General features: G+C 46.9%; 19 protein-coding genes, 1 pseudogene, 1 riboswitch and 1 other annotated feature. Of the genes and pseudogenes, 7 read left to right on the forward strand and 13 right to left on the reverse strand.

The genetic code is table 11. The features are described from left to right. Positions 1-47: 47 nt before the first annotated feature. Positions 48-1694, forward strand: coding sequence for a pyridoxal-dependent aspartate 1-decarboxylase PanP (panP, locus tag EPB59_RS07245; RefSeq protein WP_055050564.1), 1647 nt, complete (start codon positions 48-50; stop codon positions 1692-1694). 306 nt (positions 1695-2000) lie between these two features. After that, entirely contained in the window at positions 2001-2855 is an 855-nt protein-coding gene (locus tag EPB59_RS07250) for a MurR/RpiR family transcriptional regulator (protein WP_001093848.1), read from the forward strand. 72 nt (positions 2856-2927) lie between these two features. Here EPB59_RS07250 and EPB59_RS07255 read toward each other — a convergent pair whose 3' ends face one another. Continuing rightward, positions 2928-4175 (reverse strand): iron-containing alcohol dehydrogenase, encoded by a 1248-nt coding sequence (locus EPB59_RS07255; protein ID WP_154172083.1) that lies wholly within the window; start codon positions 4173-4175, stop codon positions 2928-2930. Between the two features lie 305 nt (positions 4176-4480). On the opposite strand from EPB59_RS07255, the gene EPB59_RS07260 reads away from it, so the two are divergent. After that, complete coding sequence (locus EPB59_RS07260) at positions 4481-4744, forward strand: GrxA family glutaredoxin (protein ID WP_000498418.1); 264 nt, start codon at positions 4481-4483, stop codon at positions 4742-4744. A gap of 204 nt (positions 4745-4948) precedes the next feature. Continuing rightward, positions 4949-6625 (forward strand): aspartate:alanine antiporter, encoded by a 1677-nt coding sequence (locus EPB59_RS07265; protein ID WP_154172084.1) that lies wholly within the window; start codon positions 4949-4951, stop codon positions 6623-6625. A gap of 72 nt (positions 6626-6697) precedes the next feature. Here the strand turns inward: EPB59_RS07265 and clpA are convergent, their stop codons facing one another. Both clpA and clpS read right to left on the reverse strand, forming a co-directional pair. Continuing rightward, positions 6698-8968, reverse strand: coding sequence for an ATP-dependent Clp protease ATP-binding subunit ClpA (gene clpA, locus EPB59_RS07270; protein WP_055034400.1), 2271 nt, complete (start codon positions 8966-8968; stop codon positions 6698-6700). A gap of 38 nt (positions 8969-9006) precedes the next feature. Further along, the gene (clpS, locus tag EPB59_RS07275; RefSeq protein WP_000041730.1) at positions 9007-9327 is read right to left on the reverse strand and encodes an ATP-dependent Clp protease adapter ClpS; all 321 of its coding nucleotides are present in this window, start codon (positions 9325-9327) and stop codon (positions 9007-9009) included. 472 nt (positions 9328-9799) lie between these two features. Here clpS and cspD point away from each other — a divergent pair, with 472 nt between their 5' ends. Then, positions 9800-10021 carry a cold shock domain-containing protein CspD gene (gene cspD, locus EPB59_RS07280; RefSeq protein ID WP_000190604.1) on the forward strand — a complete coding sequence of 74 codons (222 nt, stop codon included), beginning with the start codon at positions 9800-9802 and terminating at the stop codon, positions 10019-10021. 95 nt (positions 10022-10116) lie between these two features. On the opposite strand, the gene EPB59_RS07285 is transcribed toward cspD, so the two are convergent. Continuing rightward, positions 10117-12342: an NADP-dependent isocitrate dehydrogenase gene (locus EPB59_RS07285; RefSeq protein WP_154172085.1), complete on the reverse strand. Its 2226-nt coding sequence runs from the start codon at positions 12340-12342 to the stop codon at positions 10117-10119. Positions 12343-12651: 309 nt separating this feature from the next. On the opposite strand from EPB59_RS07285, the gene rluE reads away from it, so the two are divergent. After that, positions 12652-13377 (forward strand): 23S rRNA pseudouridine(2457) synthase RluE, encoded by a 726-nt coding sequence (gene rluE / locus EPB59_RS07290; RefSeq protein WP_154172086.1) that lies wholly within the window; start codon positions 12652-12654, stop codon positions 13375-13377. A gap of 199 nt (positions 13378-13576) precedes the next feature. On the opposite strand, the gene hisIE is transcribed toward rluE, so the two are convergent. The 9 genes and pseudogenes from hisIE to EPB59_RS07335 form a co-directional block, all read right to left on the reverse strand. After that, positions 13577-14209 (reverse strand): bifunctional phosphoribosyl-AMP cyclohydrolase/phosphoribosyl-ATP diphosphatase HisIE, encoded by a 633-nt coding sequence (gene hisIE, locus EPB59_RS07295; RefSeq protein WP_001067502.1) that lies wholly within the window; start codon positions 14207-14209, stop codon positions 13577-13579. Beyond that, positions 14206-14978 (reverse strand): annotated as a pseudogene (gene hisF / locus EPB59_RS07300) (imidazole glycerol phosphate synthase subunit HisF). The gene hisIE and the pseudogene hisF overlap by 4 nt, the downstream one beginning before the upstream one ends. Continuing rightward, positions 14960-15697, reverse strand: coding sequence for a 1-(5-phosphoribosyl)-5-[(5-phosphoribosylamino)methylideneamino]imidazole-4-carboxamide isomerase (hisA, locus tag EPB59_RS07305; protein WP_000586508.1), 738 nt, complete (start codon positions 15695-15697; stop codon positions 14960-14962). Before hisA ends, hisF begins: the two are co-directional and overlap by 19 nt. Before the next feature lie 42 nt (positions 15698-15739). Next, positions 15740-16351, reverse strand: a complete 612-nt coding sequence (gene hisH / locus EPB59_RS07310; protein WP_000193249.1) for an imidazole glycerol phosphate synthase subunit HisH — start codon at positions 16349-16351, stop codon at positions 15740-15742. Then, positions 16351-17424 (reverse strand): bifunctional histidinol-phosphatase/imidazoleglycerol-phosphate dehydratase HisB, encoded by a 1074-nt coding sequence (hisB, locus tag EPB59_RS07315; RefSeq protein ID WP_000043564.1) that lies wholly within the window; start codon positions 17422-17424, stop codon positions 16351-16353. Before hisB ends, hisH begins: the two co-directional genes overlap by 1 nt. A gap of 51 nt (positions 17425-17475) precedes the next feature. Further along, the gene (hisC, locus tag EPB59_RS07320; RefSeq protein WP_154172087.1) at positions 17476-18516 is read right to left on the reverse strand and encodes a histidinol-phosphate transaminase; all 1041 of its coding nucleotides are present in this window, start codon (positions 18514-18516) and stop codon (positions 17476-17478) included. A gap of 3 nt (positions 18517-18519) precedes the next feature. Further along, positions 18520-19815 (reverse strand): histidinol dehydrogenase, encoded by a 1296-nt coding sequence (hisD, locus tag EPB59_RS07325; protein ID WP_005524408.1) that lies wholly within the window; start codon positions 19813-19815, stop codon positions 18520-18522. Between the two features lie 4 nt (positions 19816-19819). Next, the gene (hisG, locus tag EPB59_RS07330; RefSeq protein ID WP_154172088.1) at positions 19820-20716 is read right to left on the reverse strand and encodes an ATP phosphoribosyltransferase; all 897 of its coding nucleotides are present in this window, start codon (positions 20714-20716) and stop codon (positions 19820-19822) included. A gap of 55 nt (positions 20717-20771) precedes the next feature. After that, positions 20772-20904: a sequence feature (His leader region), on the reverse strand. 189 nt (positions 20905-21093) lie between these two features. Next, entirely contained in the window at positions 21094-22695 is a 1602-nt protein-coding gene (locus EPB59_RS07335) for a Na+/H+ antiporter NhaC family protein (protein ID WP_154172089.1), read from the reverse strand. 115 nt (positions 22696-22810) lie between these two features. Then, a riboswitch (Lysine riboswitch) is annotated at positions 22811-22993 on the reverse strand. Positions 22994-23396: 403 nt separating this feature from the next. Between EPB59_RS07335 and EPB59_RS07340 the strand changes: the two genes are divergently transcribed. Next, the gene (locus EPB59_RS07340) at positions 23397-23804 is read left to right on the forward strand and encodes an H-NS family nucleoid-associated regulatory protein (RefSeq protein ID WP_001290196.1); all 408 of its coding nucleotides are present in this window, start codon (positions 23397-23399) and stop codon (positions 23802-23804) included. Positions 23805-23836 lie beyond the last annotated feature (32 nt).

The following is a 23836-nucleotide window of genomic DNA, read 5'->3' on the forward strand; positions in this document are numbered from 1 at the left end:
AGATTGTCCCGCTTGAAACCCATCAATCAAAATAATAACGACGCTGTATGGTATCAGAACAAAAATCTGCGCAAGTCAACTTCGATTCTCTGCTCAAGATCTTCACCGTGCCAGAAGGTCCAGATTCGACTTTAACCAAGATCGATGAGGAACTTTCTCGCAATTTAAATCAGTTCCTACGTAAACACATTGTTGCCGAAGAAAAACCACTCAAAGAGATTGAGAAAGATTTTTCGAATGCTCAAATACCTGAGCAGCCACAATTCGTTTCCGATCACACACAACATCTGCTTGATACTTTGGTTTCACATTCGGTGCATACGGCATCGCCAAGTTTTATCGGCCATATGACCTCGGCGCTCCCCTATTTTTTAATGCCGCTGTCAAAAATCATGATTGCCCTGAACCAAAATCTGGTCAAAATTGAAACCTCCAAAGCGTTCACACCGCTAGAACGTCAAGTTCTCGGCATGATTCATCGGTTAATTTACGGGCAAAATGACCACTTTTATCAACAGTGGATGCACAGTGCCGATCACTCTCTCGGTGCATTCTGCTCTGGCGGTACCGTTGCGAATATCACGGCGCTTTGGGTGGCACGTAACAACGCTCTCAAAGCAGAAGGAGATTTCCCTGGCGTAGAAAAAGCGGGGCTGTTTAAGGCCATGCGCCATTACGGGTACGAAGGCCTAGCCATTTTAGTCTCCGAGCGTGGTCATTATTCACTCAAAAAAGCCGCCGATGTGTTAGGCATTGGGCAAGAAGGGTTAGTTGCGGTCAAAACAGACGCCTACAACCGTATTTGCCCTGAGCATCTCCAACAAAAAATTGCAGAGTTAACGGCACAAAAAATCAAAGTTTTTGCCGTTGTCGGTGTGGCCGGAACCACGGAAACCGGCAATATAGATCCACTAAGAACAATTGCGCAAATTTGTCAGCGTGAACAGATCCATTTTCATATTGATGCCGCGTGGGGCGGTGCAACTTTAATGTCGAACCACTATCGTCATCTTCTTGATGGCGTTGAACTCGCGGATTCCGTGACTATCGATGCACATAAACAGCTTTACATCCCAATGGGGGCTGGCATGGTTCTGTTTAAAAACCCAGATGCGATGCATTCTATTGAACACCATGCACAATACATTCTGCGTCAAGGCTCCAAAGATCTAGGGAGCCACACACTAGAAGGTTCCCGCTCTGGCATGGCGATGTTGGTCTACGCCAGCATGCATATTATTAGCCGTCCTGGCTATGAGCTGCTCATAGATCAGAGCATAGAAAAGGCGCGCTATTTTGCAGATCTGATTGATGCTCAAACCGATTTCGAGTTGGTTTCTCAACCTGAATTATGCCTGTTGACATACCGATACCTCCCCGCACATGTGCGCGAAGCATTGGAGAAGTCGCAAGGTGCGCAGCGTGCAGCACTGAATGAGTTACTTAACGAGCTCACTAAGTTTATCCAGAAAAAGCAACGGGAAACCGGCAAGTCATTTGTATCTCGTACTCAATTGAACCCGCATCAATGGGATAAATTGGCCACTATTGTGTTTCGTGTCGTGTTAGCCAATCCGCTCACAACGAAAGGAATTTTGCGCAATGTATTGGATGAACAGCGCGACATTGCCTTGCAAGCCCCCAAACTGATGAAGCAGATTGAACAATTGACTCAAACTATTCTTAATCAATAGCCCTCACGAAGAGTTACAGCAAATAGAAATAAAATTTCAGATTGTTGTAACTCTTGCGTCAATCATGGGCTAGAAGCCGTCTATATGAGCCAAACTGAACACCAAAAGTGTAGTTTTTATAAAATTTAATTGAGGCTTGTCATATTCTCACGGTCTTTCTGAGAGTTTCGTTTCTGGATTTATCACGCTTAGGTTTATACTCGGCTTATCGGCGTTGGTGGGTCAATCATCCGGAAACCATTGATTTCTCCCCTATTGTTTTCGAACTCCAGACCAACGAGTTGTTCTCTAGCCTGCGTGAACACTATGAATACATTAGAAAAAATTCAAAAAAACCTAGAAAATTTCAGCAAGTCTGAGCGTAAGGTTGCCGAAGTGATTATGGCATCACCACAAACAGCCATTCACTCTAGCATTGCGACATTAGCGAAGATGGCTGATGTCAGTGAGCCAACGGTGAACCGTTTCTGCCGCCGCCTTGATACCAAAGGTTTTCCAGACTTTAAACTGCATTTAGCGCAAAGCCTTGCCAATGGCACCCCTTACGTTAACCGTAACGTAGAAGAGGATGATGGCCCAGACGCGTACACGCATAAAATTTTCGAATCAACCATGGCGTGTCTGGATGTTGCTAAAAATAGTCTAGATCCTGTGCAAATTAACCGAGCCGTTGACTTGCTCACCCAAGCTAAACGTATTTCGTTTTTTGGTTTAGGTGCATCATCAGCCGTCGCACGCGATGCACAAAATAAATTTATTCGCTTTAATATCCCTATCAGCTGTTTTGAGGATATTGTGATGCAGCGTATGAGTTGCATTAACTGTACGGATAACGATGTTATTGTGCTGATTTCCCATACTGGCCGTACCAAAAGCCAGGTGGAAATAGCTAATCTTGCTCGTGAAAACGGCGCTACCGTCATCGCGATTACCGCCAAGGACTCGCCACTCGATAAAGCAAGCTCGTTATCGATTTGTCTTGATGTGCCAGAAGATACGGACGTGTATATGCCGATGGCAAGCCGAGTGGTGCAAATGACCGTGATTGATGTACTGGCAACCGGTTTCACCTTACGTCGCGGTTCTGGCTTTAGAGAAAACCTCAAACGAGTCAAAGAAGTCTTGAAAGACTCTCGCTACGATAAGTTACCCCCTTATTAGTGACAAATCCCCTCTAAAACTAACGGAGCCATTAGGCTCCGTTAGTTTTAGAGGGGATTTTCAGCGATTCCCTTAATGCTGGCCACTTAAACGACTACTTTCTTCCTGCAACAGCTGACGAATCTCAACTTCGCCCTGTGAGGTTTTTGGCTCAACCGAATCGAGCTGATGACAAGCACAAACTTGCTGAAGAATATGTAACAGTCGCTCTAATGTGAGCGGTATCGGATTACCTTTAATCGCAGTTGATTTCAATGCATCCCCCGCAACACGCTCAAATGAGGTGGCGCACACACCAAAATCGGTCAAATTAGGGATGGATAGTCGTTCTAACATCATATTCACCCACAAGATTCCATCTTCGACACACGCATTTTTACGCCCAGTGAGGATTCGTGAAATCGTTTTGTAACGCTGTAAAATTTCAACACGCCCCACTTCTCTCGCAGCTTCAATGTTTTCACGCATTACATAAGGTGCTAAACGTGCGGTTATGACACTGTGGGGAGCATCCAGTTTGCCACCGAGAGCAGAAGCGAGCCCGTGTGCCGCCCCCAATTTGGCATTTGTAGAAGCCATTCCCCCCAGTATGGCAGCAAACGATAAATCACTACGGGCCTTTTTATCATCCCTTAAACAGCCTGGGATCATTGATCGAGTTAATCGGCGCAACCCCTCTTCACAAATCATATCGGTTAGAGGATTCGGCTCACCACACACATAGGCTTCCATCAAATGTGTAAAAGCATCCATAGCACCTCGACCAGAGGTCAACGGATCCGTTCCGTAGGTCAACGTCGGATCAACAATTGCTACATCAGCTAACATATCAGGACTACGCAGACTGATCTTCACACGATCTTGAGCCGATTTGAGAACCGCATTTCGAGTCACCTCTGAACCAGAACTCGCTGTCGTCGGAATAGCAATAAAAGGCAGAGGTTTGGTCTTGAGAGGTACACTACGCCCGACAACCTCAACATAATCGTATACGTTTCCTTGATTGGGAATAACCGCGGCAACGGCTTTACCCATATCAAGAACGCTACCTCCTCCAATCGCAATGATCATATCCGGTTTAAAGCGGCGCCCCAACACAGCTGTTTCTTCGACCATTGTGATGTTAGGTTCCCCTGATACCACAACGTGCTGATAGCGCATATTTTGCTGATGTAGATAGTTGATGAGTGGTGCATATCGCTCAGAATTTTTCCCTGAGACCAACAACACGCTATAGCCATATTGGCTGATGACGGAAAGAGAGCTCTCTAACACTCCTTCACCAAAGATGATCCGTGTTGCTGTCATGAACTGAAACATGCACCCTCCAACGTTCTCATAAAGCGATAGTGCTAGCTTGCGCTCAAAGTAAGCAAATTTGTTTGACCAAGTGCAACTTGCCAAACATAACCACAAAAAAATTATAGGTTCTTGCACGACTTCACACCTAAGTTGAGCCGTTTCAATCAGTTCCATCATAACTGCGAGTGAGAAAGTGTAGGAAAAAACATCGCCACCCTCTGCGGAACCATCGTTTTTACCTATTGAATCAAGTGGCTAAATCACACTTTATTTCCCACTTTGGATCGGGCATAGTACGCGCAAACAAAATGAAGGAGAAAGTTATGTTTGTGGTCATTTTTGGTCGTCCTGGCTGTCCTTACTGTGTTCGTGCAAAAGAACATGCTGAAACGTTGAAAGCAAAACGTGATGATTTCAACTACCGCTACGTAGATATCCATGCGGAAGGCATCACCAAAGCCGATCTAGAGAAAACCATCGGAAAACCTGTAGAAACCGTTCCACAGATTTTCATTGATGAACAACACATTGGTGGTTGTACTGATTTTGAAGCTTACGCAAAAGAAAATCTGGGTCTATTCGACTAAGCCTTTCTTGACGAGCAAATTAGCCTGCGAATATCGCGGGCTTTTTGTTATTCGTGATTTCATACTGCTCAGCGCTTCTTTTAGCTATTTCGATCCAAAGAATGCGCATTCGCGCAAAAATTCACTTATCTTTTTGCAATATTCGGATACAATTCCCAAAATTTTATTATTCCCTCTCTTGTCACGCGTGAATTGAGTTAAATCGTGAACATCGACGTCGTTTTATTGCTAGAGCAAAATCCAATTTTGCTGATTTTTGTAGTCCTCGCCATTGGTCTCTCTTTCGGGAAAATTCGCTTTGGCAGCTTCCAGTTAGGTAACTCAATTGGTGTTTTGATCACCTCGCTAGTGATGGGTCACCTCGGCTTCTCTTTTACTCCCGAAGCCCTCACTATTGGTTTCATGCTGTTTATTTATTGTGTAGGCATTGAAGCGGGTCCGAACTTCTTCGGTATTTTTTTCCGAGATGGGAAGCATTATTTAATTTTAAGTTTAGTGGTACTGATTACCGCTACTTGGATCGCCTATTTCGGCGGTTATTATCTCGGGCTCGATTATGGCTTAGCGGCAGGGATGATGGCGGGAGCCCTTACATCAACCCCCGTACTGGTGGGCGCTCAAGATGCCCTAAACTCTGGGCTCGCAGCAATACCAAGAAATATGGACCTTTCACTGATCCTCGATAATGTTTCAGTCGGCTATGCTATGGCTTACCTTATCGGCCTCATCAGCATGATCATGTTTGCAAAACTGCTTCCTAAGTTGCAAAAGCAAAACTTATCCGACTCTGCGCAGCAAATCGCGCAAGAACGTGGTTTGGGTAGTCAACGTAAAGTGTATCTGCCAATTATTAGAGCCTACCGCGTTGGTCCTGAGCTGATTAACTGGATTGATGGCCGCAACTTACGTGAGCTAGGCATTTACCGTCAAACCGGATGCTATATCGAGCGTATTCGTCGTCATGGCATTCTGGCGCATCCTGATGGTGACGCGATTTTACAAGAGGGTGATGAAATTGCACTGGTAGGATTCCCGGATAGCCACGCACGCCTTGACCCGAGCTTCCGTAATGGTAAAGAGGTGTTTGACCGCAACCTACTTGACCTGCGTATTTCTGAAGAAGAAATCGTGGTAAAAAGTGACAGTATCGCGGGGAAACGTTTGTCTGACCTTAACCTTTCCGAATACGGCTGTTTCCTCAATCGCGTTGTGCGTGCACAGATTGAGATGCCGATGGATCTGGATATCGTCCTTGCCAAAGGAGATGTACTTCAGGTCAGCGGTGAAAAGAGCAAGGTAAAAGGGCTAGCCGATAAGATCGGTTTTATCTCAGTACACAGCCAAATGGCCGATCTGCTCGCCTTCTGCAGTTTCTTTATCTTGGGCATCCTGTTTGGGTTGGTGACGATGACCTTTGGGCAGGTTTCTTTCAGCCTTGGTAATGCGGTAGGGCTGCTGCTCTCTGGCATTACTTTGGGCTTCCTGCGTGCCAACCACCCCACTTTTGGTTATGTACCTCAAGGTGCACTGAATATGGTCAAAGACCTTGGTCTGGCCATCTTCATGGTCGGGATTGGGCTCAATGCAGGTAGCAAAATGTTCCAACACCTCTCTGAAGTGGGTGTTCAAGTCATTGGTTTAGCTTTCTTAGTGAGCGTCGTGCCAGTCGTGTTCGCCTATTTGGTCGGCGCTTATATTCTCAAAATGAACCGAGCCTTGTTGTTTGGTGCCATCATTGGTGCACGCACCTGCGCACCAGCAATGGACATCGTAAATGAGTACGCGAAATCCACCATTCCGGCACTGGGTTACGCAGGCACCTATGCTATCGCCAATATTTTGATGACGTTAACCGGTACCATTTTTATCTTACTCAGCTAATGACTCAATCATCAAATATTCGAGATTAAAAAAGGCACCTTAAGGTGCCTTTTGTCTATTTGGATAACTCGTTTAGTGAACAACCTCTTCACGAGTACCAAAATACTCAAAAGCCAATCGATCATCACTGAGCGTTACTTTTACGGTACCACCATCGACGAGTGAACCAAACAGCAGCTCATTGGCAAGTGGTTTCTTCAACTGATCCTGAATCACACGTCCCATCGGACGAGCGCCCATTTCTCGGTCATAGCCTTTCACTGCCAACCAGTGACGCGCATCTTCAGAGACTTCAAGAGAGACACCACGAGCATCTAATTGGGCTTGCAGTTCCACAATAAACTTATCAACCACTTGATGAATTACGCGTTCATCCAAGCTGTTGAACCAGATAATGTGGTCAAGACGGTTACGGAATTCAGGAGTGAACACTTTTTTGATTTCCGACATCGCATCATGGCTATTATCTTGCTGGATCAAGCCAATCGATTTTTTCACCGTTTCCGCCACCCCCGCATTAGTGGTCATCACTAAAATCACGTTACGGAAATCCGCTTTACGACCGTTGTTGTCAGTTAGCGTACCGTTATCCATCACCTGTAGGAGCAAGTTAAAGATATCGGGGTGCGCTTTTTCAATTTCGTCCAACAAAACAACCGAGTGCGGGTGCTTAATCACAGCATCAGTCAGTAACCCACCTTGGTCATAACCCACATAACCCGGAGGAGCACCAATCAACCGGCTTACCGAATGACGCTCACCGTATTCCGACATATCAAAACGTAGCAGTTCGATACCGAGCAGTTTAGAAAGCTGCAGAGTCACTTCTGTTTTGCCCACCCCTGTTGGGCCAGCAAACAGGAAAGAACCGACTGGTTTATGTTCCGCGCCCAATCCGGCACGAGTCAGTTTGATTGACTCAGTCAGTACATCGATTGCAGCATCTTGACCAAACACCAACATCTTCATCTTCTGATCCAAATTCTTCAGAATATCTTTGTCAGAAGACGAGACGGATTTCTCAGGGATTCTCGCCATTTTGGCGACCATAGATTCGATTTCCGCCACACCGACCGTTTTCTTACGACGGCTTGCTGGCATCAAACGCGCACGCGCGCCAGCTTCATCAATCACGTCAATCGCCTTATCTGGCAGATGACGTTCATTAATGTACTTCGCCGACAATTCCACCGCCGCACGCAGCGCTTTATTGGTATAACGTACATCATGGTGAGCTTCGTATTTGGTTTTAAGCCCCATCAATATCTTGGTGGTGTCATCGAGCGAAGGCTCAACAATATCAATCTTTTGGAAGCGGCGAGACAAAGCGCGCTCTTTCTCAAAAATGTTGCTGTATTCTTGATAGGTGGTAGAACCGATGCAACGCAATTTGCCGCTACTGAGCAGAGGTTTTATCAGATTCGCAGCATCAACTTGTCCACCAGAAGCCGCACCAGCACCAATGATGGTATGAATTTCATCAATGAACAGGATCGCGTCTTTTTCTTTCTCAAGCTGTTTCAAAATCGATTTGAAACGTTTTTCAAAATCACCTCGATATTTGGTACCCGCCAACAGCGAGCCAATATCGAGTGAATAAATCACGCTGCGCTGAATCACTTCCGGCACGTTGCCTTCCACAATTCTCCACGCTAAACCTTCAGCAATGGCTGTTTTTCCTACGCCAGCCTCACCCACCAATAGCGGGTTGTTTTTACGGCGGCGGCACAAGACTTGAATCGTACGTTCCAACTCTTTATCACGGCCTATTAACGGGTCAATTTGACCTTGTTTAGCCAGTTGATTCAGGTTAGTCGCAAAGCTTTCCAAACGTTCATCAGCACTCACTTCTTCGGAACTATCGCTGCTACCAAACGAATCAGAAGAAGAGTCTTCACTGTGATTAGAGGCTTTAGTAATACCGTGCGAGATAAAATTGACAATATCCAAACGGCTGATGTCATTTTTCTTGAGCAGATACGCCGCATGTGACTCTTGCTCGCTAAAAATCGCCACCAACACGTTCGCCCCCGTCACTTCACTGCGACCAGAAGATTGCACGTGGAACACTGCACGTTGCAGTACACGTTGGAAGCTCAGGGTCGGTTGAGTCTCACGGGTTTCATCGTTTTTGGGGATAAGGGGCGTGGTCTGGTCGATAAAAGTATCCAGCTCACGGCGTAACACATCGATATCAGCTTGGCAGGCTAACAAGGCTTCCCGCGCTGCATCGTTTTCCAACAATGCAAGTAGGAGGTGCTCGACGGTCATAAACTCATGTCTTTTGTCTCGTGCCCGAGCGAACGCGCCGTTTAGACTAGACTCTAATTCTTTGTTAAGCATAAGGCCTCCTTAAGGAACAACCACGTTGTCTGGCAAGCTTACGCTTGCTCCATCGTGCACAAGAGTGGATGCTCATTTTCCCTTGAGTACATCGTTACTTGAGCGACTTTCGTCTCTGCAACTTCTGCAGTAAACGTGCCACATATTGCTTTTCCTTCGTAATGCACTTTGAGCATCACTTGTGTCGCCCTCTCTATATCCATAGAGAAAAAGCGCTCAAGAATCTCAATGACAAAGTCCATCGGGGTGTAATCATCATTGTTTAATACAACGTGATACATAGATGGTGGCTTAACCGCCGTCTTTTCTTTCTCCAGCAAATCGAGGTCTGGAGATATCCATTCAAAATTTTTACTCATAACACTTCAGTATTTGAGGACTTTTTACCGAGAATTCAACTATAAAGTGCTGTAAACCTAGCTTTTTTAACTAACTTACTGAGTTCGCACTTCGATGATTTTCGCCTCTTACTTAGAGACTAATGCAGCAATTGTAACGCTGCAAATAAAACATTGCGAATGGCGATCACGAATAGCGCGATTGCTTATTTTACCAACACCAGTATGCAACCTTGCTAGTAATTTGCTTCGCGATTTGCAAATGACAAATTTATATAATTGCAATTGCAAAATTGAGTTTTCATATCAAACTGTGTGCTTTTATACGTTCGTCCTATTGACTGCGTTCAATCATCGTCTAAATTGGTCAATTAGTGACTAACGTTAAGCATAAGCTGAATCGCTATTCACTTTTGAGAAGTCAGAGAGTCCTTGGGACGAATTGACGTTTCTCTTAAAACATCAGTTATAAAATGCATGAGGGATGTATAGCATGGCTACAGGTACAGTGAAATGGTTTAATAATGCCAAAGGCTTCGGTTTTATTTGCCCGGAAGGTGAAGACGGAGACATCTTCGCCCATTACTCAACCATTCAAATGGACGGATACCGTACACTCAAAGCCGGACAACAGGTTTCTTATCAGGTGGAGCAGGGGCCTAAAGGATACCACGCTAGCTGCGTTGTGCCGGTCGAGGGACAAGTGGCTAAGTGATAGGTGCACTGCCGCACTCGGTGTGTTTGATATTGATCAGCACCCAAAATAGAAACCCGCCAATGTGGCGGGTTTTGTTTTGCAATAGCGCACTATTAACGATCAATCACAGCGTTAAAAGTCGCACTAGGGCGCATTAACTGAGCCGCTTTAGCAAACTCAGGCGCATAATAGCCACCCAAATCGGCAGGCTTACCTTGTGCACCATTCAGTTCAGCCACAATCAGTGCCTCTTTCTCTTCAAGCTCTTTGGCAATTGGTGCAAATTCAGCCGCCAGAGCAGCATCTGCCGTTTGTTCAGCTAGTGCTTGTGCCCAGTAAGTTGCCAAATAGAAATGGCTACCACGGTTATCAATTTCACCCACACGACGAGAAGGCGATTTGTTCATATCGAGGAACTTACCGGTCGCTTTGTCTAGGGCATCTGCCAACACTTGCGCTTTGCGATTGCCAGTAACCACGCTCATGTGTTCCAGAGAAGCGGCCAACGCCAAAAACTCACCCAGTGAATCCCAACGCAAGTGGTTCTCTTTTTGTACTTGTTGTACGTGCTTCGGAGCAGAGCCGCCCGCGCCCGTTTCAAACAAGCCACCGCCATTCATCAACGGAACGATGGAAAGCATTTTCGCTGAAGTACCCAACTCAAGGATTGGGAATAAGTCAGTTAGATAGTCACGCAATACGTTGCCCGTTACGGAAATGGTATCTTGTCCTGCTTTCATGCGTACTAGTGAGTATTGCGTTGCATCAACAGGAGACAGGATCTTGATTTCCAAGCCTGATGTATCGTGATTTGGTAGATACTGATTCACTTTTTTGATCAGTTCAGCATCATGTGCACGCTCTGGATCAAGCCAGAAAACGGCAGGTGTACCTGAAGCACGAGCACGAGTTACCGCCAGTTTCACCCAGTCTTGGATTGGCGCATCTTTTACCTGACACATACGGAAGATATCGCCCGCTTCGACGGTTTGCTCCAGCAACACTTTACCCGCTTCGTCAATCACACGCACCACACCCTCAGCATCCAGAATAAAGGTCTTATCGTGTGAACCGTATTCTTCTGCTTTTTGCGCCATCAGACCAACGTTTGGCACACTGCCCATGGTGGTTGGATCAAATGCGCCATTCTGTTTACAGAAATCGATAACGGTTTGGTAAACACCCGCGTAGCAACGATCTGGAATCGTCGCTTTGGTATCTTTCTGCTTACCATCTGGCCCCCACATTTGGCCAGAAGTTCGGATCATCGCTGGCATTGACGCATCGACAATCACATCGCTTGGTACATGCAGGTTGGTAATGCCGCGATCAGAGTCCACCATAGCAAGAGGAGGTTGAGTGGCGTATACCGCTTGAATCGCCGCCTCAATCTCTGCGCGTTGCGCTTCTGGTAACGATTGAATTTTCGCGTAAACATCACCTAAGCCGTTATTGACGTCTACACCCAGTTGATCGAACAGTTGGCCATACTTATCAAAAACTGCTTTGTAGTACACCTTCACCGCGTGACCAAAGATCACTGGATCCGAGACTTTCATCATGGTCGCTTTCATGTGCAGAGAGAACAGCACATCTTGCGCTTTCGCATCGGCGATTTCTTTTTCAAAGAAAGCAATCAGCGCTTTTTTGCTCATCACGCTGGTATCAATGATTTCTTTATCTTGCAGCACAAATGGCTTTTTCAGCACTTTCACTGCACCATCTTTACCCACAAATTCAATCGCAACTTTGGTTGCGCCACTGACCGTGACTGACTTTTCACTACCAAAGAAATCTTTATCACTCATGCTCGCGACATGGGATTTAGAATCCTTACTCCAAGCGCCCATTGAGTGTGGGTTCTTCTTGGCGTAGTTTTTCACCGAGGCAGGTGCACGACGATCTGAGTTACCTTCACGCAAAACAGGGTTTACCGCACTGCCCTTGATCTTGTCATAAGTCGCTTTAATCACTTCTTCTTTATCGTTGCTCGGTTCTTCTGGATAATTTGGCAGTGCGTAGCCTTTGTCTTGCAGTTCTTTAATTGCCGCTTTGAGCTGCGGAATTGAGGCTGAAATATTCGGCAGTTTGATTATGTTAGCTTCTGGTGTTTGTGCCAATGCACCCAATTCAGTTAACGCATCGCCGATACGTTGTTCTTCAGTCAAATACTCAGGGAAATTAGCCAAAATACGGCCAGCTAATGAAATATCGCGTGTATCGATATCAATGCCTGATGAGGCAGTAAACGATTGAATAATTGGCAGTAATGAATACGTGGCTAGAGCCGGGGCTTCGTCAGTAATGGTATAAATAATTGTAGGTTTATTGGTAGGCATGAACTTTCCCTATCTGTTCTAACAGCACCATTGGATGCAATGACACTGTGTGACTGTCCGTACTCAAGTCGGCGACATCCCCTCAACCTGAGTACGATCTTCTCACTCTTGCAAATCCTGTGTTCGAATGACGTTGAGCCGCCTTCGAGCTCGTCCTTGAGTGAAGGTATTTATAATTAAACAAATTGAAGACAATAGTCTATTATCTTGTTCGCTAAACCTTTTCCAGGGCGCGCAAATGATAGCCGATATCGCTCCTGCGGAAAACTTTCAAACACAGTTTCTTTACATTTTTGCAAGGTGCTTAACATGTCATCTCGCTCTCCTAGCGACAATGCTCCCTCTTCTCCTGCGCAACGAAAATCGCATTTCAAACAGAAGGCAACAAAAAACACCGCTCGCGCCAATAACACATCAGGAAAGAGAAACTCTTCTACCAAGAGAAGAGCAACATCTAACGACATTGGCTCCCCTAAACGCACGATTTCGCCCAGTGAACGGAAAGTGATCCTATTTAATAAACCATATGACACTTTAAGCCAATTTACCGATGGGGATGGAAGAAAAACCTTGGCCGACTACATCCCGATTAAGGATGTCTACGCCGCAGGACGTTTGGATCGCGATAGCGAAGGACTACTGATTTTAACCAATGATGGCATTTTGCAGGCCAGATTGACGCAACCGCAATCCAAAGCGCCAAAAACCTACTGGGTACAAGTTGAAGGTGCGCCGCAAGAAAACGACCTTGAGGCATTGCGCCACGGAGTGACCTTAAAAGATGGTCCGACTTTACCGGCGAAAGTAGAAATCATGCCCGAACCCACGCTTTGGCCACGGAATCCTCCGGTGCGTTTTCGCGCTGCGATTCCTACCACATGGTTAGCCATTACCTTGATGGAAGGGCGCAATCGCCAAGTACGACGCATTACGGCGCACATCGGGTTCCCGACTCTACGCTTGATTCGTTACTCCATGGGCGATTGGAACTTGGGAGATTTGCAGCCTGGTGAGTGGCAGGAAGTGACGCTTTAACACTCTGATTAATCAACGATATATAGCCTTCCGACTTGGAGTTGCAGGTAGGCGGCAAATGAGTCAATCCCCATGAGCATAGATACAGTATGTGGTTGGGGTGAACGAATGCAGCCAACACCGCGCCGAAGCTTCAAGTAGGAAGACAATAACGCCCCAATAATGGGGCGTTATCGTTTGGATCGTGATTAGATCTAAACTACTTGTGACGCTCTTTCAGCTTATTGATCACATCATTCATGGCTAAGCCTTGCTCTTGCAGCAGCACCAGCAAGTGGTACATCAAGTCGGCGGATTCGCAAATCAGCTCCTCCTTATCCCCTGCCGTCGCCGCCAGCGCGACTTCAACCCCTTCTTCACCCACTTTCTGCGCAATACGTTTGGTGCCACGCGCATACAAAGAGGCCGTGTAAGAAGAACTGGGATCGGCATTTTTTCGCTCAGCCAACAATTGTTCAAGCTGATGAAGCCAAACCATTTGCGACTCTTCTTGTGCATCACCATCCCAACAGGTCACGGTGCCTGTATGGCAGGTAGGGCCAATCGGGTTCACTTTCACCAGTAGCGTATCTTGGTCGCAATCCAGCGCGATGTTTTTCAGTTGCAACACATGGCCTGAGGTTTCCCCTTTGGTCCACAAACGCTGTTTGCTGCGCGAGAAAAAGGTCACTTGTTGAGTATCGAGGGTTTTTTGCAACGCCTCAGGGTTCATATACCCCATCATTAAGACTTGGCTGGACTGAAAATCCTGCACAATCGCTGGCACAAGTCCATCGACTTTCTGCCAATCAATACGGTCGGTTAGCGTGGCAAATGGGCTTGCTGGATTCATCGTCTCACCTCAATTCCTTGTTGTTTTAGATACTGCTTGAGTTCACCGATATTGATGATCTGCTTGTGAAACACCGAAGCGGCTAAAGCGCCATCGACGTTCGCTTGAGTAAAAGCTTGCGCGAAATGTTCCATCGCCCCTGCACCTCCGGAGGCGATCAGTGGAACTCGGCACACCGAGCGCACTAAATTGAGCTGCTCAAGATCGTAACCATTGCGCACACCATCTTGGTTCATCATGTTCAGTACAATTTCCCCAGCGCCGCGCTTTTGAACCTCTTGCACCCAATCACAAGTTTGCCATTGAGTCGCTCGGGTGCGGCTTTCATCACCGGTAAACTGATAAACCTGATATTGACCTGTTTCTTTATCAAAATAAGAGTCGATGCCAACCACGATACATTGCACGCCAAAGCGATCCGCAAGATCGGTGATGAGTTGTGGATTCGCCAGTGCAGGCGAGTTAATTGACACTTTATCTGCACCGAACTCCAAGATTCGTGCAGCATCTTGCGCCGATTTGATCCCCCCGCGACACAGAAAGGAATGTCGATCACTTCCGCGACTCGCGCGACCCAGCTTTTATCGACCACGCGGCCATCACTGGAAGCGGTAATATCGTAAAACACCAGCTCATCCGCGCCTTCTTCGGCGTAACGTTTGGCCAGTGGCACAATGTCTCCAATGATTTCGTGGTTACGAAACTGAACGCCTTTCACTACCTGTCCATCTCGTACATCCAGACAAGGAATTATCCGTTTTGCCAACATGCGAATGCCTCCTGCGCGGTAAATTTGCCATCCAATAGCGCGCGGCCGACAATCACACCCGCAACGCCTGTGCCTTTCAATGCCTCAATATCGGCAAGTGAACCAATGCCACCGGACGATTGGAACTGCACTTGTGGATATTGACGACAGAGATCGCGATACAGCTCAACGTTCGAGCCGGCTAGCGTGCCATCTCGGGAAATATCGGTACACAGTACGTGCTTTAAGCCAACCGTTAAGTAGTCATCAATCAAAGCTTCAATCGTCACGCCGGAATCTTCCTGCCAGCCGGAAATCGCGACTTTGCGCGTACCTTGTTCATCAATGTTGATGTCCAACGCTAAAACAATTTTCTCAGCGCCGTATTTTTCCATCCAGCTTTTGACCAATTGCGGCTGTTTAACCGCGGTTGAACCCACCACCACGCGCTGCGCACCTGCTTCAAGCAGATCCACCACGTCTTGTTCACTGCGTACTCCACCACCAATTTGAATATTGGCGGGTGTGCTCGCGAGCAGGCGGGCAATCAAATCCAGTTGGCGTGCCGCGGTATTTTTCGCGCCAGTTAAGTCCACCAAGTGCAACCAACCTGCCCCAGCTTGGTGGTACAAATTAAACTGCTCCGCTGGGTCTACTTTATATTCGGTCACTTGTCCGTAATCACCTTGATACAGACGCACAACCTGACCTTCAATCAAATCTAATGCGGGAATAATCATTGTGGTTCCTTGTATTGCGCCAGCTTTGACCAGCGCTTGTCCCTAAAGCTCAAGAAAGTTTTGAATCAAGCGTGCGCCCGCTTTTGAAGAGCGCTCAGGGTGAAATTGCACCCCGTAATAGTTCCCTGCTTGAATCGCTGCGCTAAACGGCTGACCATATTCGCACTGGGCAATGGTGTAATCGCCAACGGGCATAGCAAAACTGTGCACGAAGTAGAAGTACGCATCAGGTTCTATACCGTTAAACAGCGGATGCCCCTCTTTCACTTGCACCGTGTTCCAGCCCATGTGTGGCAACGGCAGATCGCCGGTTTGCAGCAAACGGACTTCTCCATCGACCAGCCCTAAGCATTGTACAATCTCATCGGCTTTCTGACCTTTTTCTTCGGACAATTTGCCAAGCAGTTGCATGCCAAGACAGATCCCAAGCAATGGTTTTTCAACCCGTTTCACTAGCTCGATCAAATCACGCTCAGTGAGGTTTTTCATCGCTTCGCTCGCGGTGCCAACTCCGGGCAGAAACAGTTTATCTGCCGCGAGTACCACTTGCGGATCGCGCGAAATCGTCACCGCATAACCTAATCGCTCAATGGCAAATTTGACCGAGGAGATATTGGCGCAGCCAGTATCAATAATCACCACATTTTGAGTCATCAGAGCACCCCTTTACTGCTCGGCAGATCGTTACCTTGCACCGTGATTGCTTGACGCAGCGTGCGACCAAACGCTTTAAACAGGCTCTCAATGATGTGATGATCGTTATCGCCACTGGATGAAAGGTGCAGAGTACACGCCAAGGTATCGGTCAATGAGCGAAAGAAGTGATACACCATCTCAGTCGAGAGATCGCCCACTTGCGGGCGGCTAAAGCTCGCATCAAATTTCAGATACGGGCGGCCCGATAGATCCAACGCGCACTGTGCCAAACACTCATCCATGGGCAATGTGAAACCAAAGCGTCCAATACCACGTTTGTCACCCAGTGCTTCACGCAGCGCTTGCCCCAGTGCCAAGGCAGTATCTTCCACCGTGTGGTGATCATCAATGTGCAGATCGCCCACCACTTTCAGTTGCAGTTGGAAACCGCCGTGGGTTGCGATTTGATCCAGCATGTGATCAAAAAAGCCCAATCCAGTTTCAATCTGATTACCGCCAGTTTGGTCAAGATTGACTAGAACCTGAATATCGGTCTCTTTGGTTTTACGCACCACTTGGGCAACACGTGGCTTGGTGGTGAGATCTTTAACGATATCCAGCCAACCCATAGTTTGCGGGTGGTATTGAATACCGCGAATCGCCATATTTTCCGCCAGTTGCAGATCGGTCATGCGATCGCCAATCACAGCTGATGATTTGAAATCGACTTTGCCACCTTGTAGATACTCTTTGACCAAGCCAAGTTTCGGTTTGCGGCACGAGCAGTTATCACGCTCAAAGTGCGGGCAAATCAACACATCATCAAACTTAACGCCTTGCGATTCAAAAATGTCCATCATCATGTTATGCGGCGCATCGAAATCCGCTTGCGGGTAGCTTGAAGTGCCTAAACCATCCTGATTAGTTACCATCACTAAGCGATAGCCCGCCTCTTGTAGCTTGAGCAGGCTTGGGATCACATAAGGCTCAAGTTTGAGTTTGTCCAAACGGTCGACTTGAAAATCCACTGGCGGCTCAACAATTAAGGTGCCGTCGCGGTCGATAAAAAGAATTTTTTGTTGTTTGCTCACAAGAATGTCCTTTTCATCAGCAGCCCGCGCTGCGAGCTGCTGTAAACAAAATTACTGGTAGTAGTTGCGAATAAACGCGACGGTTTTTTCACACTCTTCGCGATTGCCAACACTGATACGCACACAATTTTCAATCGGCGAGTTACGCAGAATAATGCCGTGCTCCCACGCTGCTTTAAATAGCGCATTGCCATCAGGGAATTTCACTAATAGATAGTTACCCCAACCTTCAAAGACCTGCACACCCGGAACCATAGAGAGCCCCACTTGTAGGTAAGCTCGATTCGCGCCGAGATCCAATACTTGGTATTTGGCGCGCGCGAGACCTGCAGGTGATAAGGCTTGCACCGCGATTTCGGCAACCGGCACCGGCACCGGATAAGGCGCGATCACTTTGAGCAACACATTGATGAGTTCAGCATTGGCAAGCGTGAAGCCACAGCGTAGTCCCGCCAAAGCAAAAGCTTTAGAGAGTGTGCGTAGAATCGCCAAGTTCGGATATTGGGCGAGCAAATCAACCGTCGATGCCTCTGGGCAGAAATCGATGTAGGCTTCATCCATCACCACAATCGCGCGATCTTGGGTCATCTCCAGCAGTTTGATGATGTCGGCACGTTTGACCAAGTTTCCAGTCGGGTTGTTTGGACTACACACAAACACCAATTTGACGCGATCCAGATTGGCTTCGATGCTCGGTAAATCGAGTTGCCAATCAGTAGTCAACGGCACTTTTTTACGCTCAACACCAAAGGTTTCTGCACTGATCGCGTACATGCCATAGGTTGGAGGGCAAAACAGAATCGCGTCCTGATTGGGTTCGCAAAACGCACGGATCAGAAGCTCAATCCCTTCATCCGCGCCGCGCGAAGTCAGCACTTGCTCCGGCTGTACTCCAGCGTAATTGGCGTAGGCTTGGATCATCGCCTTAGGTTGGCAATCACTGTAACGATTAAGGCGCGCAAAATCGGTTTTGTATTCGTTATTGAAAGGCGATTCGTTGGCATTGAGCCAAACATCACCACTACCACCAATACGACGCGCAGAAAGGTATGGGGTTAACGCCTGAATTTGTTGACGAGCCAGTTTTTCCATAATTTATTGAGCCTTCTGTAATTTTTCTACTCGAATCGTAACCGCACGTTTATGCGCGTCTAACCCTTCCGCTTCTGCCATCGTGACTACGGTGGGCGCGAGCAATTGCAAACCATCAGCGGTCAGTTCTTGCACTGTCATGCGTTTGCTGAAATCGGCCAAACCTAAGCTAGAATAGGTGCGGGTGTAACCGTAAGTTGGCAGCACATGGTTGGTACCAGAAGCGTAATCACCTACCGATTCGGGTGACCAGTCGCCAAGGAAAATGGAGCCTGCGTTATCGAGCAGTGGAACCAGTTCACGTGGGTTGCGCGTCTGCACAATCAAGTGCTCAGGGCCATAGTAGTTAGAAATGGACACCGCTTGGGTGAGTGATTCAGCAATAATAATCAGACTGGAAGCCAAAGCTTTTTCAGCAATGCTGGCGCGCGAAAGCACTTTAAGCTGCTGTTGTACCGCATCAGTCACTTGATCGGCCAACACTGGTGATGGTGTGACCAGGACCACCTGAGAATCAGGGCCGTGCTCTGCCTGACTGAGTAGATCGGCGGCGATAAAATCAGCATCCGCCGTTTCATCGGCAATCACCAACACTTCAGATGGGCCCGCTGGCATATCAATCGCTGCGCCGCGGAAATCGTTACTCACTTGGCGTTTTGCTTCTGTCACATAGGCGTTACCGGGGCCAAAGATTTTGTCAACTTTAGTGACCGTTTCCGTGCCATAGGCCATAGCAGCAATCGCTTGGCCGCCGCCTAAGTTGTACACCTCATCGATGTTACACAGCTTAGCGACGTAGAGAATTTCATCAGCGATTGGCGGTGGTGAGCAGAGCACGACTTTACGGCAACCTGCGATTTGAGCAGGCACACCGAGCATTAGCACGGTTGATGGTAGCGGTGCGCTTCCACCCGGAATATACAGACCCACTTTATTGATCGGGCGAGTCACTTGCTCACACACCACTCCGGGCATGGTTTCCACTTTGATTGGCTGCGCTTTTTGCGCCTTGTGGAATTTGCTGATGTTGTTGTATGCCTGCTCTAGTGCCTGTTTCATCGTTTCCGACAAACGTGCAGCGGCGGCATCCATCTCTTCGCGAGATACGCGCAGTGAGGCGGGTTTTACGCGATCAAATTTTTCGGTTAATTCAAACAGGGCAGCATCACCCTCACTGCGCACTTTCGCAATCACCTGCGCAACTGCGGCAGTGATGTTTGCTCCTTCCGTAATCGCAGGACGTTCTAAAATCGATTCTTGCTGAGCTTCACTCAACGATTGCCAAACCACGGTTCTCATCGCCTTACTCCATCATTTTTTCAATCGGTAACACCAGAATTGAGCTAGCACCGAGAGCTTTGAGCTGCTCCATGGTTTCCCAGAATAGATTTTCTGAGCTCACCATGTGTACCGCGACTTTGGATTTGTCGGCAGACAAGGGGAGCACTGTTGGGTCTTCCGCACCGGGCAACAAGGTTTTGATTTGAGCCAGCTTCTCAACCGGTGCGTGCAGCATGATGTATTTGGATTCTTTGGCTTGTTGTACGCCGTGCATACGAGTGAGGAGCTTATCGATCAGTGCCGCTTTATCTTCAGCAAAAGCCCCTGGGCGTTGAATGAGAGTGGCCTTGGATTCGAAGATCACTTCCGCTTCTTTAAGACCGTTGGCTTCCAAGGTTGCGCCAGTGGAGACCAGATCCGCAATCGCATCGGCTAACCCCGCACGTGGGGCAACTTCAACCGAACCCGTCAACATACAGGTGCTGAAATCCACACCTTGACGATCCATGTAAGCTTTGAGCAGTTGCGGATAAGTGGTGGCAATACGCTTACCATTCAGATCTTGCGGGCCACGATACTCAGCATCTTTTTCGATCGCGATCGACAGACGGCAACCACCAAAGTCCATACGACGAAGAGTGATAAATTCGTTACGTTGGTTGAGTGCTAGGCGATCTAAACGTGTTTCTTCAAGCACGTTTTCACCAACAAAACCCAAATCCACCACCCCATCCATGATCAGTCCTGGAATATCATCGTCACGCACCAACAACAGATCAATCGGCATATTCAGTGAATGAACCACCAAGCGCTCGCCCATGATGTTGAATTTCACACCACATTTTTTCAGCAGTTCTTGGCACTCTTGGCTCAGGCGGCCTTTTTTCTGTACCGCGATTCTTAGTCGTTGTGTTTGCATCTCATTATTCCTTTGCAATTTGTTGAATTTAATGATTTTTTCAAAGCTTAAAACGAAAAACCCTCGGGAGTTTGGTCTCCCGAGGGTTAGAATCTTTTTGTGGCTCTGATTTCAACTCCGGGAGATTCCTGTCCCCCGGGTATGCGTACATCTCCCGAAAGACACCTTAGGGATGATGATGGTGATGAATGTTCATTACGAAATTACGCATACTTAGTTACTTTCTATCTTTTTGATAACTGCCTTCACACTAACCAAGCTGAGTTTTTTTTTCAACCACAAATTGATACTTTTCTGGTTATTTTTTCATGACACCTTGTTTGAGCCGAAAAAAGAGGCCAAATGGCCTCTTTTCTATATATCGATCACGCGATGAATTATGCGGAGACTTGCTTACTGACTTTCGCCTTAGAAAGCAAAGCAAAGATAAAGCACACTGCCACAAAAGCCACAGAAGTTGCACCTAATGCTAACCACAGTGAGCCAAACATACCTAACACTACGTAGCCCAATGCAGAAACCAAAGCAACGGCTAACGCATATGGCAGCTGAGTAGAGACGTGATCAATATGGTGGCAACGCGCGCCTGTCGATGACAGGATGGTGGTATCGGAAATCGGTGAGCAGTGGTCACCAAAAACGGAACCTGCAAGCACCGCACCGAGCATAGGTAGCATCAGCGCAATATCGGTGGCTCCCGCCATATCTCCGGCAATCGGCAGCATAATGCCAAAAGTACCCCATGATGTGCCGGTGGAAAACGCCATTGCGCCTGACAAGATGAACAAAATGACCGGTAACCAATGTGGGCCAATATTCCCTTGTACTAATGATGAAAGGTAAGTCCCCGTCTTCATGTCACCAATCACAGAGCCAATCGTCCACGCAAAAATCAGGATCAGAATCGCACCAAACATCGATTTAGCGCCAGTCCACAACGTTTTTGCGATTTCAACTGTTGGCAATTTTTGACGAAATACGGTGACAAAGGCCATCGCCAGACCAACTAATCCGCCATAAACCAATGAGGTACCTACATTGGTATTTTCAAACGCCCCCAAAATATTAAAGGATTGACCGCTTTCTGCTAATGCGCTCGCGCCAGTCCAAATCATTGCGCTAATCGTCGCAACAACAAGGAAGACGATAGGTAGAACCAAATCTAAAACAGTACCACCTTCACTTTCGTGGATGTCGAGTTCTTCATTCAGCTCATGCGCTTCTTTCGCATCGGTACTTGGATCTTCTTCAAAACCACGACCTTGAGAGGCAGCAATTTCATGTTTGCGCATCTGGCCGATATCCATCTGGAACCATACCACCGCAAATACCATCAGCAACGCAAAGATTGCGTAGAAGTTCATCGGCACTAAGCGTAGATAAGCACCTAGTGCGGAGTAATCTTCAATACCATGCGAAACCAAAATACCGCCGATAATGGTCATGATATACGCGCCCCAGCTTGAAGCGGGCATCACCACACACATCGGTGCCGCCGTGGAATCAAGAATATAGGCTAACTTAGCACGCGAAACGTAAAAGCGATCCGTCACCGGACGGGCGATAGAACCAACAGCAAGGCTATTAAAATAATCGTCAACAAAAATGAATACGCCTAAGAATGCTGCCAGTAATTTCGAACCTCGTTTACTTTTGACTCGAACCTGTGCCCACTGAGCAAAAGCGCGAGTGCCGCCCGACAATGTCAGTAGCGCAGTCATCATGCCCAGTAACAGTAAAAAGCCAACAATACTCATATTCCAAGCATTGATTGCCCCGTCTTTTACAAACACACTACCGACTTGAGTGGCAATATATTGCAACGCTTGACCAACAGAATAGTCGGCCAACAATAAAGCACCTAAGAAAATACCCACACCGAGAGAAAGTAATACGCGGCGAGTAATGATAGCCAGACTCAAAGCCACAAGAGGTGGCACAACTGAGAAAGGCGAAGAAGCAAAATCGATTAAATTCATGATCTTCCTAAACCAGTAAAAAATGGTTAGAGATCTACTGCAGACAAACTAAGTGACTTCATGTCAACTTAATTTATGTTGAACTAAGCGAAAGGGAAGCGAACACTTCACCCAACCCTACAGTAGCGCTCCATAGTTTAACAACAATATAGACTATGGCAGTGTTACACCTATTTGATGTAACCCCAGCCAGTTGCTTTGATGGGCAAACTGACTTCGGCGACAACGCCTTTCTTCACAACTCATAGGCATCACCCTAATTGTGGATACTCTTCGTAATCGCTCCTCTACGGCGAAAACCTCGTAGCTCACTATTCCAATTCATTTGGTTCAAGTTCAGCCCGCTTTTCGCATTAGGTAAGAAACATTTTACTTAACAAAAATATCAATGCAACTAGGTATAGGTGAGAAAAACAAGTGGCACAGCTCACAAATCAACCATACTATTGATACCTATTTCATAAAAAATTCTCACACCTTGATATATCGGTCTAATATTATTTATCTGTGTGATACGTTTTCTGCAGTTACTTTTATATGCCTTGTGTAAATTTTCCAAAAACTAGGAAATACCAATATAAATAAACTTTATATTTTTACTTTCTTACTATTTTGACTTAATATTTGCAGCGAAAACTTGTCAGTATAATAAGCTAGGTTTAGTATTAACTCGTTATCCAAATTGTGAACAGGAAATGGTAATGTCGGAAATCACTAAGACTTTATTAAATATTCGTAGCCTACGTGCTTATGCACGCGAACTGACTATTGAGCAACTTGAAGAAGCTTTAGATAAATTCACTACAGTTGTTGAAGAGCGTAAAGAAGCCGAAGCAGAAGAAATTGCTGCTCGTGCAGAACAAGAAGCGAAATTAGCCGCGATTGCAGAGCAAATTGCTAAAGATGGTATTGATCTAGAAGCGCTTATTTCTGCGCTATCTGGTGAAACAAAAACGAAAGCAAAAGGCAAACGTGCTCCTCGTCCTGCAAAATACAAGTACATCGACACCAACGGTGAAGAAAAGACTTGGACAGGTCAAGGCCGTACTCCTTCTGCCATTCAAAAAGCACTCGACGAAGGTAAATCTCTCGAAGAGTTTGCTCTTTAATTAAGCGTTTCAAACGAATATGAAAAAGGCTC

This window comes from Vibrio metoecus, assembly GCF_009665255.1.
Classification (GTDB): Bacteria; Pseudomonadota; Gammaproteobacteria; order Enterobacterales; family Vibrionaceae; genus Vibrio; species Vibrio metoecus_B.